A 16,197-nucleotide genomic window follows, 5' to 3' on the forward strand; every position below is an offset into this window, starting at 1 on the left:
AGAAGGTGGTAATTTACTTATGCACCCTAACGTTATGTTTTATTGAAAGCTTTCTAGAAGTTAACCCCCATGGCTTTTAGTTCGAGCTCACATTGCTGAGCATTTTCAAACTGAATAGCAGCCATGCCAACTGCTCGGGCACCTTCAACATTGTAAGGCATGTCATCAAGAAATACTGTCTCTTCGGGGTTAAGCTGATACTTTGAAAGTAGAGTTTGGTAGATCTCCGCTTGTGGTTTTAGTAATTGAACTTCAGAAGAGATGATTGCTCCATCAAACAGTGGCCAAAACTCATAGGTAGTACGAAGATGTTCCACAATTTCGTTGATGTTGTCTGTGAGCGCATATACGCCATATCCGGCTCTTTTTACTCGTTTTAACAGCTCTATACTGCCGTAAAGTAATATTTGAGTGTGTTTTACATAATAAAAGAAGCGGTCCATTTCTTCCGTCGTTACTTGGTGTTCACGTTGATAACGCTGTTTTGCTTCCCTTTCGGAGATCGTCCCTTTATTTAAATCTTTCCAGATTTGTGATGAAAATAGCATCTGAGCCATTTTCTCTGATTCTACGGAACCACCAAATGTTAAGCGAACGATTTCTACTGGAGACCAGCGTACCAACACATTACCTACATCAAAAATGACATTTTTTATCTGGACAGAATTCATAACACACCCCAAGCCAATTGTTCTTCACCACGCTATATGCGGTGAGTGCTGTTTTTGAATCGTTGGAAAGTCGTGCCAAAGGCGCGACTTAAGTTTCTTACACAAAATGAGATTAACATCCAATTGGATACAGAGCGATTATCGCAAAATTGCACTAAACTATATGCAACTTTGTTTATTTGGTTGTAAATCAAGTGTAGCTGTCTTAAAAGATTGAAACTAAAGATAAGTATTGCGAGCTGTTTACGTCATTTCGCGCTGCTTATAAATGATGATTAATATATAATTAGTTAATAATAAAACGATAAAAGTGAATCAAAATCACACTATTGTGCGTCAGGCGGAGTAAGCAAAACAGATTATATGGACTCGATACGTAAGGTTTATCAATATGCAGAACCAAACCTAACTCTCGTTGGCTGGATGGGGTTTCTTGGCTTTCCGCTGTACTACTTTGTCTGGGAGTTTGCCTTTCCACAGGCTTATGAAAATTTATCTCTTAGATTGTTTTGCTCGTTATTGTTTTTCGGCATCATTTTTAGAAACCGCTTATCATCGACTTGGAGAGATTATGTTCCTATTTACTACCAAGTGACGATAACGCTGTGCTTACCGTTTTTCTTTTTTTATATGTTACTGATGAATGACTGGTCCAATGTATGGGTTATGTCGTTTATGTCTGCAATTTTCTTACACATTTTACTGGTTCATGTTACTAGGGTCATGTTTGCTCAAACCTTTGCTGGGATAGGTTTAGCAACATTCTTCGCTTGGGTTGCAAAAGGGTTCCATCTTGACTTGACCATGGATTGGACTCATGTGCCAATCTTTCTGTTTATTTATGTCTTCGGTAATTTGTTCTATTTTCGTAACCAAGTTGAACATGAAGCGAAAGTCTCGCTGGCAAAATCATTCGGGGCAGGGATCGCACATGAAATGCGTAACCCGTTGAGTGGGCTTTGCACTTCAATAGATGTTATCCAGTCGATCTTGCCCAACATGAAAGAGGCAGGAAAAGAGCAGTACGTCATGAGTGTAGAGGATGTCACCTTATTACGTGAAGTGAGTCAGGATGCAATGAACATTATCCAATCGGGTAATGAAACCATCGATTTATTGCTAACTTCGATTGATGAAAATCGAGTTTCTCGTTCTAGCTTCAAAAAATATTCAGTTCACTCGGTCGTTGAACAGGCAATTGAAAGCTTCAGTTATAAACGTGCCACTGATCGATTTGCCATATCGCTGGATGCGAGAAGTGAGTTTGAGTTTCTAGGTAGTGATACGTTACTTAAATACGTTATGTATAACCTCTTCAAGAATGCCTTCCATCACCGTAAATCTGAAGATTTTCACATACATGTATCCATGATAAGTTCAGAACGCTTTAATCAAATTGTTGTAACCGATAATGGTGCTGGCATTGCTCCTGATGTTCTACGCAATATCTTTCAAGACTTTTACACCACTGGCAAATCAGGAAGTTATGGTTTGGGTCTACCGTTTTGTAAAAAAGTCATGCGTTCATTTGGGGGGAACATTGAGTGTCAATCTCAGTTAGGGGAGTGGTCTCAATTTACATTAACTTTCCCACTAACGACATCTGATACCGTTACTGAAATCAAAAACGATCTGACTAAACTCAAAACCATTCTAACGGTGACTAGCCAAGATATCTTGGTGTCTAAAGTAACAGATATTAGCCGTTTTATGGGCTTTGACTCGACGATTTTAGATGCCAACCAAGTACTCAAAAAGAAAGAGTACGAGTTCGAATTCGATCTGATTTTTATCGATCTTGAGAGCTTAGATCCAAGAGCAAACCAATTGGATAGATTAGAATCTCTCTTGTCTTTCACTGAAGCACGCATCGTTTATCTTTTTGAGCATCATCCGACTCAGAGAGCACGCAAGGCTGCATATGAACCTATTTGGATCGAAACGCAAGCCTGGTTATTGAATACTAAACTAACTATTGAGCGTCTCTTATATGATTCAAGCTATGTATCGACACCAACGGCCTCGGTGACGTTAGATAATTCAAATAAGCGCACAATTATGGTCGTGGATGATAATGAATCTTTGCGTAAATTCACGGCAATGTTACTTGAAAAGCAAGGCTTTGAAGTGATTCAGAAAGAAGATGGGCAGCAGGCTCTGGATACACTAGAGCAAGAAGATGTTGATCTCATTCTGATGGATATCGAAATGCCAATTATGGATGGTGTAGAAGCGTCTAGGCGAATTCGAAGCTCGGATAAAAACTATGCGTCGGTACCTATTATTGCACATACAGGGGATAGTTCACCTGTCACGTTGGACAAAATTGGGTCTTCGGGTATGTCTGACTTCATCGTAAAACCGGCGGATAAAAATCGCTTGTTCGATAAAATCGCAAACTGGATCTAATCATTCGCGACTTGTTTTCTTGAGGCGAGTTGCTCACAACGAATAACACGAATAAAGAGCTCAGCAAAACTGTTGAGCTCTTTAGTTTTATCTACACACTAACTTATACAAACTCTAAGTCAGGGTGTGCAAATGCTTGTTGGCAGACAGTGAGTACATGATCAACTTCAGCAGCTGTCATGTCGGCATTGACTGAAAAACGGATGATGTTTTTGTTCCTTCCAGTTGCAGGGCGGCAAAACACTGCGCCGTAAACATTTCGCTCTTCGAGAAAATCGCGGACTCGCTCAGTGTTTCTCTCGTTGCCGCATTCTAATGAGATAATTTGTGATTCACTGCGAATAGTAAATCCAATGCGTTTTAAACCAACGGCTAAAGACTTGGCTCTTTCAAACAGAATATCTCGCTTATCATCTGATTTTCTTATGACGTCCAGTGTTTTCTCTAGCCGAATGATCTCTTGCGGTAATACGGTAGAACTAAATATTGCAGGGTACGCCACAAACGGAAGCGTCTTCGCCAGTTTTTCTGGGCCTAAAATCGCGCCAGCACGATAAGCAAATGTCTTGGCAAGACTAACGGTAATAAAATCTACCTTATGAGTTAAGCCAAGACCCTGCAGTATCCCCGCACCTTGTGGACCGTGTGTACCTAAAGAGTGTGATTCATCTACAACCAGGCCGCAGTCAAACTCCTGTGCTATTTCGTAGATATCACGTAGAGGAGCGATGGTCCCGATAGTGCTGTAAACCGAATCCACAACAATGATCCCTGAACCGTGACGTGAAATCTGCTTTCTTAGGTGACTGGTGTTGTTATGCATGAACGGATGAATTTGTGCTCCGGCAATACGTGCGCCTTCCCACAAAGACATATGTGCAAAGAAATCAATGTACACAGGTATGTTCGGTGCACAAATAGTCTGCAATAAACCGACATTCGCAGCCCAACCAGATTGAGAAAGTAGACAACTAGGCATACCAACGAAACTGGCTAGTTGCGTTTCAAATGCAGGTTTCGATTCATCATCTTGTAAGAAAATCGCGGACATCACGACGTTGTCATCGTGCTGGGAAATCGCATCACGATGCGCGTTTTGAATCTCCTTATTATGAGACAGTGCAAGGTAATCATTGCTTTGCAGGACAACGGCATTACACGGTGGGCGTTTACCAAGAACAAGGTGTTTTTTGTTCTCATTCGGTTCGATTAGATCTTGAATATAAAAATCTAGGCGTTCCTCGATAAAGGAGGGAAGTGGTTTGCTTTGTATAGTTTCACTCATAATAAATCTCTTCTTCATATGGAAAAACGCCAGCGCTGACACTTATTCATATTGCGGATTTTGGGGAGAGTGTCACTAACCAGGTTGCATAAGTTTGCAGACCCTTGCAAACTCGACATTTGAGGGTTGGATGGTGGCTGTAACTCTATAGGGGCCCGGGGTCTAAACTAGTTTGTGCTTAAAGTTTATACGGCGATTTTGCGGTGTTTTTTCGTGCTTCATATCTGGGATTTTGGATGAGGAATATAAAGTTTGAAAAGTGAAAAAAATGGGCGCATTAGATAACAAAAAAGGCGCGAAAATCGCGCCTTGAAACATGAGTAGATAAGAGACAAGCTTATCGCTTATTACGTAAATAGCGCTTACGACGCTCTTCTTTACGCTTCGCTTTCTCTTCTTCTTTACGGGCGGTTTCAATCTCGACTTCAATCAGCTCTTGAGTGATCATTTCTGGGCGTTCTAATGTAATTTGGCCCAAAGTGCCTTGACGAAGTTCGTGCAATAAGATCTCTGATACTTTGTGCAAGTCAACACGTCCACCTGCACGTAGTGCACCGCGGCGACGACCAATTTCTTCCATGATCTCGATATCTGATTCTGGAAGCTCTTCAATTTGATAACGCTCTTTAAGCTTATCTGCATAATGAGCTGCTAGGTATTCAATGGTATAGAATGCGACTTCGTCATATTCCATCGCTGTATCTTTTACCGCGCCAGTAGCCGCAAGGCGGAAGCCACTGTGTGGATTTTCCACTTTTGGCCATAAAATTCCTGGAGTATCAGATAATACGATGCCATTTTGCAGATTGATACGTTGTTGACGACGTGTAACCGCGGGTTGGTTACCTGTTACAGCGATTGTTCGACCTGCGAGGGTGTTAATGATCGTCGACTTTCCAACGTTTGGGATGCCCATGATCATGGTGCGAATGTTTTTACCAATTTCTTCTCGGTGTGGGGCAAGTTTGCGGCAAAGCTCCATGATTCGATGCACTTCTTGTGGTTCAGAAGTCGTGATCGCCATTGCTTTTACATGTTGCTCTTGTTCCAAGTGCTCAATCCACAGTTGAGTTAATTCTGGATCGGCCAAATCACGTTTGTTCAAAACTTTAACGACAGGTTTGTCACCACGGATTTGAGAAATCAAAGGGTTTTCACTACTGAAAGGAATACGAGCATCCAGTACTTCGATGATCACATCCACTTGAGGGATTGCTTCTTCGATCTCTTTACGTGCTTTGTGCATGTGGCCAGGAAACCACTGGATTGAGTTATTAACCATTTGAATTTAATACCTTAATTTTTCTAATGCTCCAGCGGTTGTAAAGTAGCAATGTGAATCTTGAGTAATACAATACTAGAACGCATTTTCTAAAACTGTGTTTACTTCAAGCTGCTCGAAACCGCGGAGTTGAGCTTTCTTTCATGTTAATACGTCAGTTTATCATGGAATGATGATGAATCATTCAAGATGAAAGTAAAAAGCTATGGCGTGCAAACCTAAAAGCACACATCTCTTATATATACCGACTCGCAGTGAATATCCGTCTGGGTGAGAGACCGAACGCAAACGCTGTGTAGTCAAAGGTGGATTGTGTTGTCAGATTGTTCTGACGGATTTTGGTTTTTTGATTTTATATCAAAGCTTTATTTTTATTTCGCTATTGAGCGAAGTTTGACTTTTATCTGACAAAAACTAGTCTGAGCTTCCATTCAGAGGAAGCAGTCATGCTCAGTATTCTTAGAAGTATTACGGTATCGTCCGTCGCCTTAATTTTTTTAGCGAGTTCTTTTTGCTCAACTGCCAAACAGAGTCCTAAACCGAAGGTCATCGTTGGTGTTATTGCGCAAGACGAAGCTAAAGACTCGTTTGACGGTAGCGTTGGTCCTTCGTACGGAATTAGTCTTGAGTATTTGTCTAACATTACTAAAGCTTTGGATTATGAGTTAGAACTTCGGACTTACAAGCATATTCCGTCTTTACTTGCGGATGTCGAAAGCAAGAAGATTGATGGTGCGGTTGGATTTAGTAAAACAGCAGCAAGAGAAAAGCGTTTCTTGTTTTCGATGCCTTTCTTTTCGAGCACTATCGCTGTTTGGTATCGGAATGCCACTTACCGAGATAGTGATGCGCGTGATCTTAAATGGGTGTGTGTTGAGGGCAGTGTGTATTGTGACAACCTCACTGAACGCGGTATCGATAAGATACATTACGTTAAAACACGTTTAGAGGCGTTTAATGAAGTTAAGCGAGGTAAAGCGAACGCGCTGATTTACACTTATGTTGGTATTACCCAATATTTGGATTTGAATGACATTGTAAAAGGGGTTGTCGATATTCCCAGTTGGTTGAAAAACGAAGAGGTGAGTTTTATCGCTTCGTTGGACAAACAGAGTCTGATCGATGACATCAACAAAATCCTTCAGTGGGAGCAAAATGGAAAAAACATTCGCTCCGTCGCCTCGAAAAATCCTTACCATATCAGTGATAAGTTATTGGTAGATTACCGACGTAATCATCAAAACAAACTAGTGATAACTTACAGCAGCAGTGACGAAGCTTATCCGTTTCTCTACCGAGATTCGCAAACGGGCGAGTTAGATGGCTTCTTTCCAGATTTTGTCGACTTATTGCAGTCTCGTACTGGCTTGAGCTTTAAGTATGTGAAGCCGACGTCGAGCCTTTCTAACGGATTAACGGCATTTGATGCCGATATAGTCCCCATCTCTTATGTGGGTGAGCTACCTAAGTCAGATTGGTTGTTCACTAAACCATTCATGCACAGTAATTACGTGGCTATCCAAACGGAGCAGAGCAAGCGCGATAAATCTGCACTGAAAGAAGCGGGTATTCTGCTCACTTTGAAAAAGCAAGGGTTAGTTCATTTGGGCACTTGGCAACAAGGCCAAGTTGATCATTATGATGATTTGAAAAAGCTGCTTACCGATTTGAAATCGGGCGTTTTGGATGTGGCTTACATTCCTGACGACATCGTTCACAACATGATTGCACAAGATCAAGTCGATGGCTTGGTGATCAATGCGGAGGAGGTTTTGACGTTCTCTAATGCATTTGCGGTTGCAAACCACAATACACAACTTCAACACATGTTGAACAGCATCATCGAAACCATTGATTCTAACGAGATCGAAAAACTGCTGCGTTCTCACCGAAGCTTCAAACTGACTTATGGCTATGACGCGGAGCAGATCGCTACATTTGTTGTTGCTGGTTCATTCATATTCTGTCTCATGTTAATTGCGGCGTATTTCATCTTATCTCACATGCGACTTAAAGTGAGGTTAGCCGAATTTAATGCTGACAATGAGGAAGCGGAAAAGCAATGGCTGATGGACATCATCAAAGAGATCAATAGCTTGGTTTTTATCCATAGTGAAAATAACCATATGGAGATGAGCAATTGTGCCAACTACAACAGTAAACAGTGCCAACAATGTAAGTTGAAAAGTGATTCTGCGCACGCTCCTCTGGTGAATAATTTTGATGAACTAACCACTGTTATTGCTGGAAAGCGTATTTCAGAAGAGGTTGCCTCGTCGGGCTGTGAACTTGATATTAAACATGTATATCGAGAACGCAAAGTCATCGCTTCTCCTAGCGGTAAGAACAAGTTTGTACTGACTGTTATTCAAGATATTACCCAGCAAAAAGAACGTGAGCAGGCGTTAATCGATGCGCAAAAAGAAGCGCAAACCGCGGTACGTGCGCGCGAAAACTTTTTGGCAACCATGAGTCACGAATTAAGAACGCCATTGTCGGCAGCACACGGCATCCTCGATTTGCTAAATCGCCAAGTGACGGCAGATTCAAATCGCGAGTTAATTGCCCAAGCCATACGCTCGCTCAATCATTTGAATACGCTAGTAGACGAAGTACTGGATTATTCAAAGTTAGAGGCAGGGCACTTAACCGTCGCCCCAGTTAAGACCGACTTGCTTAAAACCTTGTGCGATGTGTTTCGAAGCTTTGAACCACGAGCGCTTGCGAAAGGTTTGGATTACAAAGTGACAATCAAACCATTTTCGAATGCTTTCATTGAAATCGACGCGCTGCGATTGGTGCAAATTACCACCAATCTGCTCTCCAATGCGGTGAAATTCACTGCCGAAGGAGAGGTTGGAATCAGTGTCATTCTTCATGAAAAGCAGCTTATTTTGAAAGTGGCGGATTCAGGTATCGGCATGACGGATGACCAACTCGAAGGCATTCTCAATCCTTTTGTTCAAGCGGATGACACTATTACGCGTAAATATGGCGGTACTGGATTGGGGCTGAGCATTGTTGACCGATTGATCGACTGCATGGGCGGCGTGCTCTACATCGATTCACAATTTGGCTTGGGCACGACGATTACTGTCAGACTGCCAATTGAGCATTGCGACTCTGAGCCAGACGTTTGTTTGAACTGGACGTATAGCGAGAGCTTACCACTTAATATTCGCCAGTGGTGTGACGCGTGGAAAATGCGTCCAGCGACGTTAAAAACAATGGTGGCGAACCTTCACCCTATACACGACAGCGATGCCAGTTTTAATGGCCTAATGCTGCGTGACGAACAAAGGGTACTTGGCAGTCTTACGCTAAGAGAGATTCAATATCCAGATACATTGTTCAATTTGCTCAGCCAAACGCAGCAAGAAACCAAGCTTAGTGACGTAAATCAAGAAGTGGTTTCTTGGGTTCTCGGCACGGTACTGGTCGCAGAAGATAATCCCATTAACCAAAGTGTGATAGCAATGCAGCTTCATGAACTTGGAATCGAACCTGTCATTGTGAATAACGGCCGCGAAGCATGGGAATACATCAACCAAGATGAAAACGTTGTGTTGCTGCTGACCGATTTTCATATGCCAGAAATGGATGGCTATGAGCTTGTTAGGCACGTGAAAAACTCCGAGTTTAAAGCAATTCCAATCATCGGTGTGACAGCAGAAGATGCTCGTCTTGCCATTGAACGTACACAGGATATCGGCATTGATGATGTGCTCTACAAGCCCTATGACCTTAATCAATTAAAAACCGTTTTGATTCCATTTATTGGCGAAAAAGAGAGGGGTAGGCTGCCCGGCTGGATTAAACGGTTCAAAGCACAGGACGCAAAAGAGATTGCGCGCGTGTTTAGTCAATCAATGTCTACAGATATAAAAAACTTAAACGCCGCATCGACTGAGCGAGACAAAAAACGGGTCATTCATGGCATCAAAGGAGCGGTTGGGGCGATAGGGGTAAGCATGCTGACTGAGCTTTGCATTGAGGCAGAACGAGTTACTGCTGCGGAGTTTGACAGGCGAACAGCGGAGCTAATTTTACGAATCGAGCAGGAGATCGAAAACATAAACTATTGGGTAGAGACAAATGAATACACAATTTAATGTGATGGTGATTGATGACCATCCGCTACAAACCACAATACTTACGCAAATATTGGATCGCTATTGCGCGCAAGTCATCCCTTTTAACTGTGTGGATGCTGCTATTCAGAGTGTGCAGGAACAACATTTTGACGTAATTTTTTGTGATATCCAAATGCCCGGAAAAGACGGCATCGATATGATGGAAATGCTCGATAAAGTCCAGTACCAGGGGCAAGTTGTACTGGTCAGTGCAATGGAATTGACCATTATTTCTGCGGTAAGAGCCATGTGCGAGGGATTTAGCTTTGAAGTATTAGGGAAGCTGCCTAAGCCATACGATGAAAATGAAGTCGTTGATTTGTTGGGTAAAATAAAAGATGAAAAAGCGAAACAAGTCAGCTTTGCTCAACCTATTGAAGTGGAAGATCAAGAATTCCTGTTTGCTCTGGCTGAAGGGCGAGTGAAAAATTATTACCAGCCTTTAGTCGATGTGCAAAGTGGGGAAGTGCTTGGGTATGAAGCGCTCGCGCGTTGGAATCATCCTATTTATGGTGTGTTACCCCCTCATTATTTTTTGCCAATTGTAGAGCGTTGCCGCCTTTCTGGAGAGTTGTTTCAAGCTGTATTGAGTAATGTTATCTATGACATGAAACACCGCGGATTGACGCAAAACGTATCCATCAATGTAGACCATGAAAACTTAGAAGATACGGCGTTCTCTCATTACTTTTTACAGCAATGTTTAGAGAGCGAGATTGACCCATCACAAATCACCATTGAAATTACAGAGCGAGATACATTTCAGACTAGCGCGTCCCTGTACAAGAATTTACTCAAGTTGAGGATGAACGGTGTCACTGTCTCAATAGATGATTTTGGCACGGGTTCATCAACGTTTGAAAAACTGGCTCAACTGCCATTCAACGAGTTAAAAATCGATCGTTCGTTTGTACAAGGTGTCGAATGCGACATCAAAAAACGCAACATCGTTGTTGCTATTTGCGCGTTAGCGAAAAGTTTGAATATACGACTGGTCGCGGAAGGTATTGAAGACGAAGTCACACTGCAAGCGATACGTGAGTATGGGATTGATCTTTGCCAAGGCTTCTACATTGATAAACCCATGCCACTAGAAGCCATAACCATACTAAATGAAAGATATGAATAAATTGAATTACTTGATCTTTGACGATCATCCTCTCGTTTGTGTTGCAATCAAGTCGTTGTTGGAAGAGTTAGGGAAAACAAATGGGGTATTTACTGCAACATCAGCGAAGATGGCATTACAAATATTGAAAAAGGAAGAAATTCAACTGTTGATCTTAGATGTGAACTTGGCAGATTGCGATGGGTTTGATTTCTACAAACGTATCAAATCCCATGGTTATGAAGGCAAAGTCATTTTCTTCTCCGCTGAAACTAGCCAAATGTACAGCCAAATGGCTTTTCGTTCTGGCGCTGATGGCTATGTGTGTAAATCGGAAAATCACGACATTCTTAAAGACGCGATAGAAGCGGTAGAGAAGGGGTATACCTTCTTCAAATTTAAGCAAGTTGTTAACAGCGTTCGAGAAATGCCACAACTTTCAAGCAGAGAAAGTGCAGTAATGAAGTATTTACTACAAGGAAAGTCCAATAGAGAAATCGCTTCAGTGCTATCAATAAGTGACAAAACAGTCAGCACATACAAACGCCGTCTATTGGATAAATTTAACGTAAAGAACATTGTTGAGCTAACAAGAGTGGCGGGGGCGTAAGACCGCATCATGACACTTAAAAGTATCGCGTTGTCTCTTTTCATCGCAACATTACTATTCGTCACTTCTGTCACAATGATTGGTGCGGTGTTAATTTCTTATGAAGTAAAGCAGTTCAACACTTACGCGAATAATTTAGCCAAAATAAAACAAAAAGTAATTCTCATGGGGCTATTGACGGAAGCGCAGCTCGAGCAATACAAAGGCATGAGCGTGAGTGAAGTAGAAGCGCAAACAGAGCTGAGCTTTCAAGATGCGATTTACTCCCTGTCACCTTATGAAAAACTCAATTACGTTGAAGCTGTTGCACGGAAATCGCTTCATCAGGCTGAAGCGTATTTATCAAATGCGTTCAATCGACAAAATGCCGTTATGTATTTTCGTTCTTATACTGGAAACAAACTCATCTTAGAGAGACCGATTGAAGCGCTAGAGGGAGTGAAAGCCACATTTGATGTTGATTGGTGTAAAAGTAACTATTCTTGTGTGTTAGCCGCGTGGAAAGAGCAACTAACGGACCGGGTATTGTTTTCCCTACCATTTAAAACGACATACTCCGATGACATGGCGATAAGCATCATGAGTCCGGTTTACTTTCAAGGTGAGTTAGTGGGAGAGTTCTCGGAACAATTATACCTCTCGCCGCTTTATAATGATGGGAAAGCGGTGGATGTTCAAATAGCGAATGGGAACAAACAAATGGTGATTTATTTCGCTGGCTACCCCTTTCCATCATTCGCGTACACCCAATCATATGTCGCAGACAACAACAATCTTATCGTTTACATGTACCCATTCAGTAAAATTGTATTGGATTACGTGTTCTTGTTTATCATCTTCTTTTTCGTAACCTTAGCGTATTACAACAAAGCTTATGAATCTAAAGAGAGCAAACTTCGCCTCGCGAAAGCACTGACGAACGTGACGAAAGATGATTTAACGGGATTGTTTAACCGCAGAGTTTTTCAAGATAGCGAGTTCAAACGTCGTTTGGAAACCGCGCCATATTCCGTCATTGCAATAGATGGCGATAGGATCAAGCGAATCAATGACCATTACGGTCACCATGTAGGGGACGAAGTTATTGGGATTATTGCTGATGCTATGTCTAAAGTGTTTCGAAATAGTGATTATCTAGTTCGAACTGGTGGTGATGAGTTTGTTGCGATTCTGCCGGGTTGCAGTATCAGTCAATCTTCAATATTGGCGAAGAAGCTTCGTAGTGTCGTTAAAGATAACCGACTAAAGACCTTGGATATCGAAGTTAGTGTGAGTACTGGTATCGCGGCGAATGAATTACACGAAACGCTTCAGGACGTTATTGTACGTGCAGATGAAGATCTCTATGAGATGAAAAAACACAGACAAAAGTCCCATTAAGCAGGTCTAGTATTGACTAAATGCCAAGTTACGGAACATAACCATGACATAACTGTTTGATTAATTTGACCAAACAGAATGAGTGGTCTTTTATATTAGAGCAGTCAACAAATAGTGATTGCTCTATTTATTCTCGACCTTACATCTGGTGTCGCACGTGAACAAAGATCTCGACTTAAACTTACTTAAAATACTTGTCTTACTGGATAAGCACCGTCAGCTTAAGCCCGTTGCGAAAGCGATGGGGAAGAGTGAAGCGTCAATTAGCAAATACCTTGCCCGATTGCGACTCCAGCTAAACGATGAATTGTTTACTCGGCATCCTCATCACATGGAACCAACGGACTATTTAAAACGTCAATTACCTAAAATTTCCGATGCACTCGAGAAGCTTGAAACTTGTCTAATTAGAGATGAGTTTGAACCGGAAAATTACGAAAAAGACATCACCATTTGTTTACCGCAAACCGCTCAATACTCATTTGGGCATTTACTTGCAATGGATTTAATGGCGCTGTTTCCCAAGGCGCACATTTCGATAGCAACGATTACAGAGTATACGATAGAAGAGATAATCCTAGGCAAAGTGGATGCGCAGTTACATTACTTCAACGAGGATGTTCCGAAATCTGTTTATCAGAAGTTCATCGGCCATGCGCCTGCTGTGGTAGTTGTCCCTGAAGAGCTGGGAATTACCACCCTGGAAGAAGCGGCCAAACTTCCCTTTATCATGTTAGAGATTATCGGTTGGAAAGAGAAAGAGCAGCTCGTTAAGCGTGCAATGGAAAGCCACGGTATGGTCATCAACCGTATTGCGGCTCTAGACAACGTAAGCAGCGTATTGAAGCTAATTAAGCAAAAAAGCGCCGCAACCGTATTACTTGAATATCAGGCGCCAATTGATGGATATAAATTTATAAGAGTGCCAGAGCATTTTTACCCAGATGGCTGGCCAAAAGTGGTTGTACAGGTGAAGCAAAGCTTAAGACATGATGCAATGCACCAGTTGTTAATCGGTGCTATTGCAAAATACATGAGCGCTTAGCGGCAAAACTCAATGTTTTCTGACTGAGGAATAGTATGCAGAAGTTCAATCAACGTGTCCGCATGGTACTTTTTCAGAATACGCGTTTTGTAGGTGCTGATTGTTTTAGCGCTGAGTGAAAGTTGTTCAGAAATCTTCTTATTTGAGTAGCCTTGTACAAGATAATGGAACACCATGGCTTCGCGATTTGAAAGTGTTACGTTACCCGACGATGGTGTGTGAGTCGACTTAAACATTGAGTAACCGCGTGAAACACTCACAATTGCGTCAATAATGGTCTCTCTTGTTTCATGTTTGCTTAAGAAGCCATTTGCGCCCATTTCGTACGCTGCTTTAGAAAGACTCGAGTAGTCACGTGAAGAAACAAATAACAGTCGGCCACGATATCCCGTCGCTAAAATGTTTTTGGCTAAACGCATACCATCGCGGTCGCCAAGTACTACGTCTAAAATAATCAAATCAATCTTTTGGCCTCGGACAAGATCCATCACTTCCGCACTGTCAGTGGTTTGAATCACTTCAGCTGCGTTGATTACAGATTCAACTAGAGAAGCAAGTGCTTCGCTATACAATGGTTGAGCGTCGATAATAAGAACATTATTCAAAGTGAACCTCACCTAATACATCAACTAGTGTGCTGTCAGGCGACAGCGCAATTGGATGAATAGGATTGTAGGAAAAACCTTGCTAAGAGGAAGGAAAATGACTCTTTCCAAAAGTGAAAATCAGTGTCTTGATTATGGGAATAGCGATGTCAGGTATTGAAATACCTAGTGATAGGATGATTGCTTGAAACTTACGTTGACAGAAAACTAACAAACTGAAAGTGTTCTTTCAGTGTTCTATGCCTTCAGATTTTCTTGTAATGTTTCTAGCGCTTCGATTTAAACCCGTGTGTTAGCAAGCGCAGTTTTATACCAAGCCACTTGGAGAGAGCTTGTTCTACACTAGGCATGAGCACGCTAGCCAACTTTGTACTGATATCTGTTGGACAGGTTTGGCTATTGACGCTGAACATCACTTCAAATTATTTCTAAACTTTTCATTGACTCTGCCGCTAAAAGTGGAGGTGTTAATTCGCACTTTGGCCACTCATAATGTCGTGTTCAAAAATGAGACAATTTTACATGGTTTGGTATGGAAATGTGCGTTAGCCGTCCTTTTGATGGTTTACAAATTTTGTTGTAACGACTAAAAAGGACTTTTGGATTTTTAGCCAGAGAATGGCTTCTCATGGCGTTTGCATCAAACTTTTTCTGATGCGTATTTTTGGTTGGATAATTGGCTTTATGAGTAACGTAACCAGCACCATTTTGACAGAAAGTGGTACCAATGAGCTTGAAATCATCGAGTTTCATTTAGAAAAAACATTGCCAGATGGCAGCACAAAAACTTGTTATTACGGCATTAACGTTGCGAAAGTACGAGAAGTGATTCGCGTGCCAGAAACAACCGATTATCCAAACGCACAACCTCATATGATTGGTGTGTTCTCATCCAGAGATGTACTGACGCCTTTAGTGGATTTAGCTGGTTGGTTAGGTGTGCCAACACGACAAGATCTGGAGCGCAAGTTTGTAATCGTTACGGATTTCAACAAAATGACCAATGGCTTCTTAATTGACAGCATTTCGCGTATTCATCGTATCTCTTGGAATGATGTGGAATCACCAAGTCAGTTTTTGGAAGCGGGCGAACAAGATTGTGTAGTAGCCGTTGTCCGTAAAGAAGGCAACCTGATCATGATTCTCGACTTTGAAAAAATCATCGCAGACATCAACCCAGAACTGAGTATGGAAAAATACGATGTGAAAGGGGACAAGTCGGTGGATCTCAACCAGAGAATGGTTGGTAAGCGTAATGCTAAAACGATCATGGTGGTGGATGACTCAGCCTTTATTCGCTCTTTGATCCAAGATACATTAGCTTCTTCAGGTTACAATGTGATCACATGTAAAGACGGTGGTGAGGCGCATGAGAAGTTGATGAGCTTGATCGAGGTCGCGAAAGAAGAAAACTTGCCAGTTAAAGAGCTATTAGATGCGGTGGTTACGGACGTAGAAATGCCTCGAATGGATGGTATGCACTTAGTGAAGAGACTACGCGATACCGAAGCGTTTCATGAAATGCCGATCATTATGTTCTCGTCATTGATGAGTGAGGATAACCGAGCGAAAGCACTATCTCTTGGCGCAAATGATACGATTACCAAGCCAGAGATTGGCCGCATGGTGAATATGATGGATAAATACGTGTTTAACTTTGCGTAAAAAA

General features: G+C 41.9%; 11 protein-coding genes. 7 read left to right on the forward strand and 4 right to left on the reverse strand.

Annotated elements, in window-relative coordinates:
- Positions 1–53 precede the first annotated feature (53 nt).
- Complete coding sequence (locus tag KJB35_RS19045) at positions 54–671, reverse strand: HAD family phosphatase (protein WP_017635351.1); 618 nt, start codon at positions 669–671, stop codon at positions 54–56.
- 363 nt (positions 672–1,034) lie between these two features.
- On the opposite strand from KJB35_RS19045, the gene KJB35_RS19050 reads away from it, so the two are divergent.
- The gene (locus tag KJB35_RS19050) at positions 1,035–3,080 is read left to right on the forward strand and encodes a response regulator (protein ID WP_136977170.1); all 2,046 of its coding nucleotides are present in this window, start codon (positions 1,035–1,037) and stop codon (positions 3,078–3,080) included.
- 103 nt (positions 3,081–3,183) lie between these two features.
- On the opposite strand, the gene cqsA is transcribed toward KJB35_RS19050, so the two are convergent.
- Both cqsA and ylqF read right to left on the reverse strand, forming a co-directional pair.
- Positions 3,184–4,365 carry an alpha-hydroxyketone-type quorum-sensing autoinducer synthase gene (gene cqsA / locus KJB35_RS19055; RefSeq protein ID WP_005376522.1) on the reverse strand — a complete coding sequence of 394 codons (1,182 nt, stop codon included), beginning with the start codon at positions 4,363–4,365 and terminating at the stop codon, positions 3,184–3,186.
- A 337-nt stretch (positions 4,366–4,702) separates the two neighbouring features.
- The gene (ylqF, locus tag KJB35_RS19060) at positions 4,703–5,647 is read right to left on the reverse strand and encodes a ribosome biogenesis GTPase YlqF (protein WP_005376521.1); all 945 of its coding nucleotides are present in this window, start codon (positions 5,645–5,647) and stop codon (positions 4,703–4,705) included.
- Between the two features lie 446 nt (positions 5,648–6,093).
- On the opposite strand from ylqF, the gene KJB35_RS19065 reads away from it, so the two are divergent.
- The 5 genes from KJB35_RS19065 (at position 6,094) to KJB35_RS19085 (ending at position 13,923) form a co-directional block, all read left to right on the forward strand.
- A complete protein-coding gene (locus KJB35_RS19065; RefSeq protein WP_213907691.1) occupies positions 6,094–9,759 on the forward strand; it encodes an ATP-binding protein in 3,666 nt (1,221 codons plus the stop codon).
- On the forward strand, positions 9,743–10,909 hold the full coding sequence (locus KJB35_RS19070) for an EAL domain-containing protein (RefSeq protein WP_017821555.1): 1,167 nt from the start codon (positions 9,743–9,745) through the stop codon (positions 10,907–10,909). Before KJB35_RS19065 ends, KJB35_RS19070 begins: the two co-directional genes overlap by 17 nt.
- A complete protein-coding gene (locus tag KJB35_RS19075) occupies positions 10,902–11,498 on the forward strand; it encodes a response regulator transcription factor (RefSeq protein ID WP_017635347.1) in 597 nt (198 codons plus the stop codon). Before KJB35_RS19070 ends, KJB35_RS19075 begins: the two co-directional genes overlap by 8 nt.
- A 9-nt stretch (positions 11,499–11,507) precedes the next feature.
- The gene (locus KJB35_RS19080; RefSeq protein WP_005376517.1) at positions 11,508–12,878 is read left to right on the forward strand and encodes a GGDEF domain-containing protein; all 1,371 of its coding nucleotides are present in this window, start codon (positions 11,508–11,510) and stop codon (positions 12,876–12,878) included.
- Between the two features lie 157 nt (positions 12,879–13,035).
- Positions 13,036–13,923, forward strand: a complete 888-nt coding sequence (locus KJB35_RS19085; protein WP_213871078.1) for a LysR family transcriptional regulator — start codon at positions 13,036–13,038, stop codon at positions 13,921–13,923.
- On the opposite strand, the gene KJB35_RS19090 is transcribed toward KJB35_RS19085, so the two are convergent.
- The gene (locus KJB35_RS19090) at positions 13,920–14,528 is read right to left on the reverse strand and encodes a response regulator transcription factor (RefSeq protein ID WP_017821556.1); all 609 of its coding nucleotides are present in this window, start codon (positions 14,526–14,528) and stop codon (positions 13,920–13,922) included. The genes KJB35_RS19085 and KJB35_RS19090 overlap by 4 nt on opposite strands.
- Before the next feature lie 684 nt (positions 14,529–15,212).
- Between KJB35_RS19090 and KJB35_RS19095 the strand changes: the two genes are divergently transcribed.
- Positions 15,213–16,193, forward strand: coding sequence for a chemotaxis protein (locus KJB35_RS19095; RefSeq protein ID WP_025998672.1), 981 nt, complete (start codon positions 15,213–15,215; stop codon positions 16,191–16,193).
- Positions 16,194–16,197 lie beyond the last annotated feature (4 nt).

It is taken from the genome of Vibrio sp. D431a, assembly GCF_030248655.1.
GTDB classification, from domain to species: Bacteria; Pseudomonadota; Gammaproteobacteria; order Enterobacterales; family Vibrionaceae; genus Vibrio; species Vibrio alginolyticus.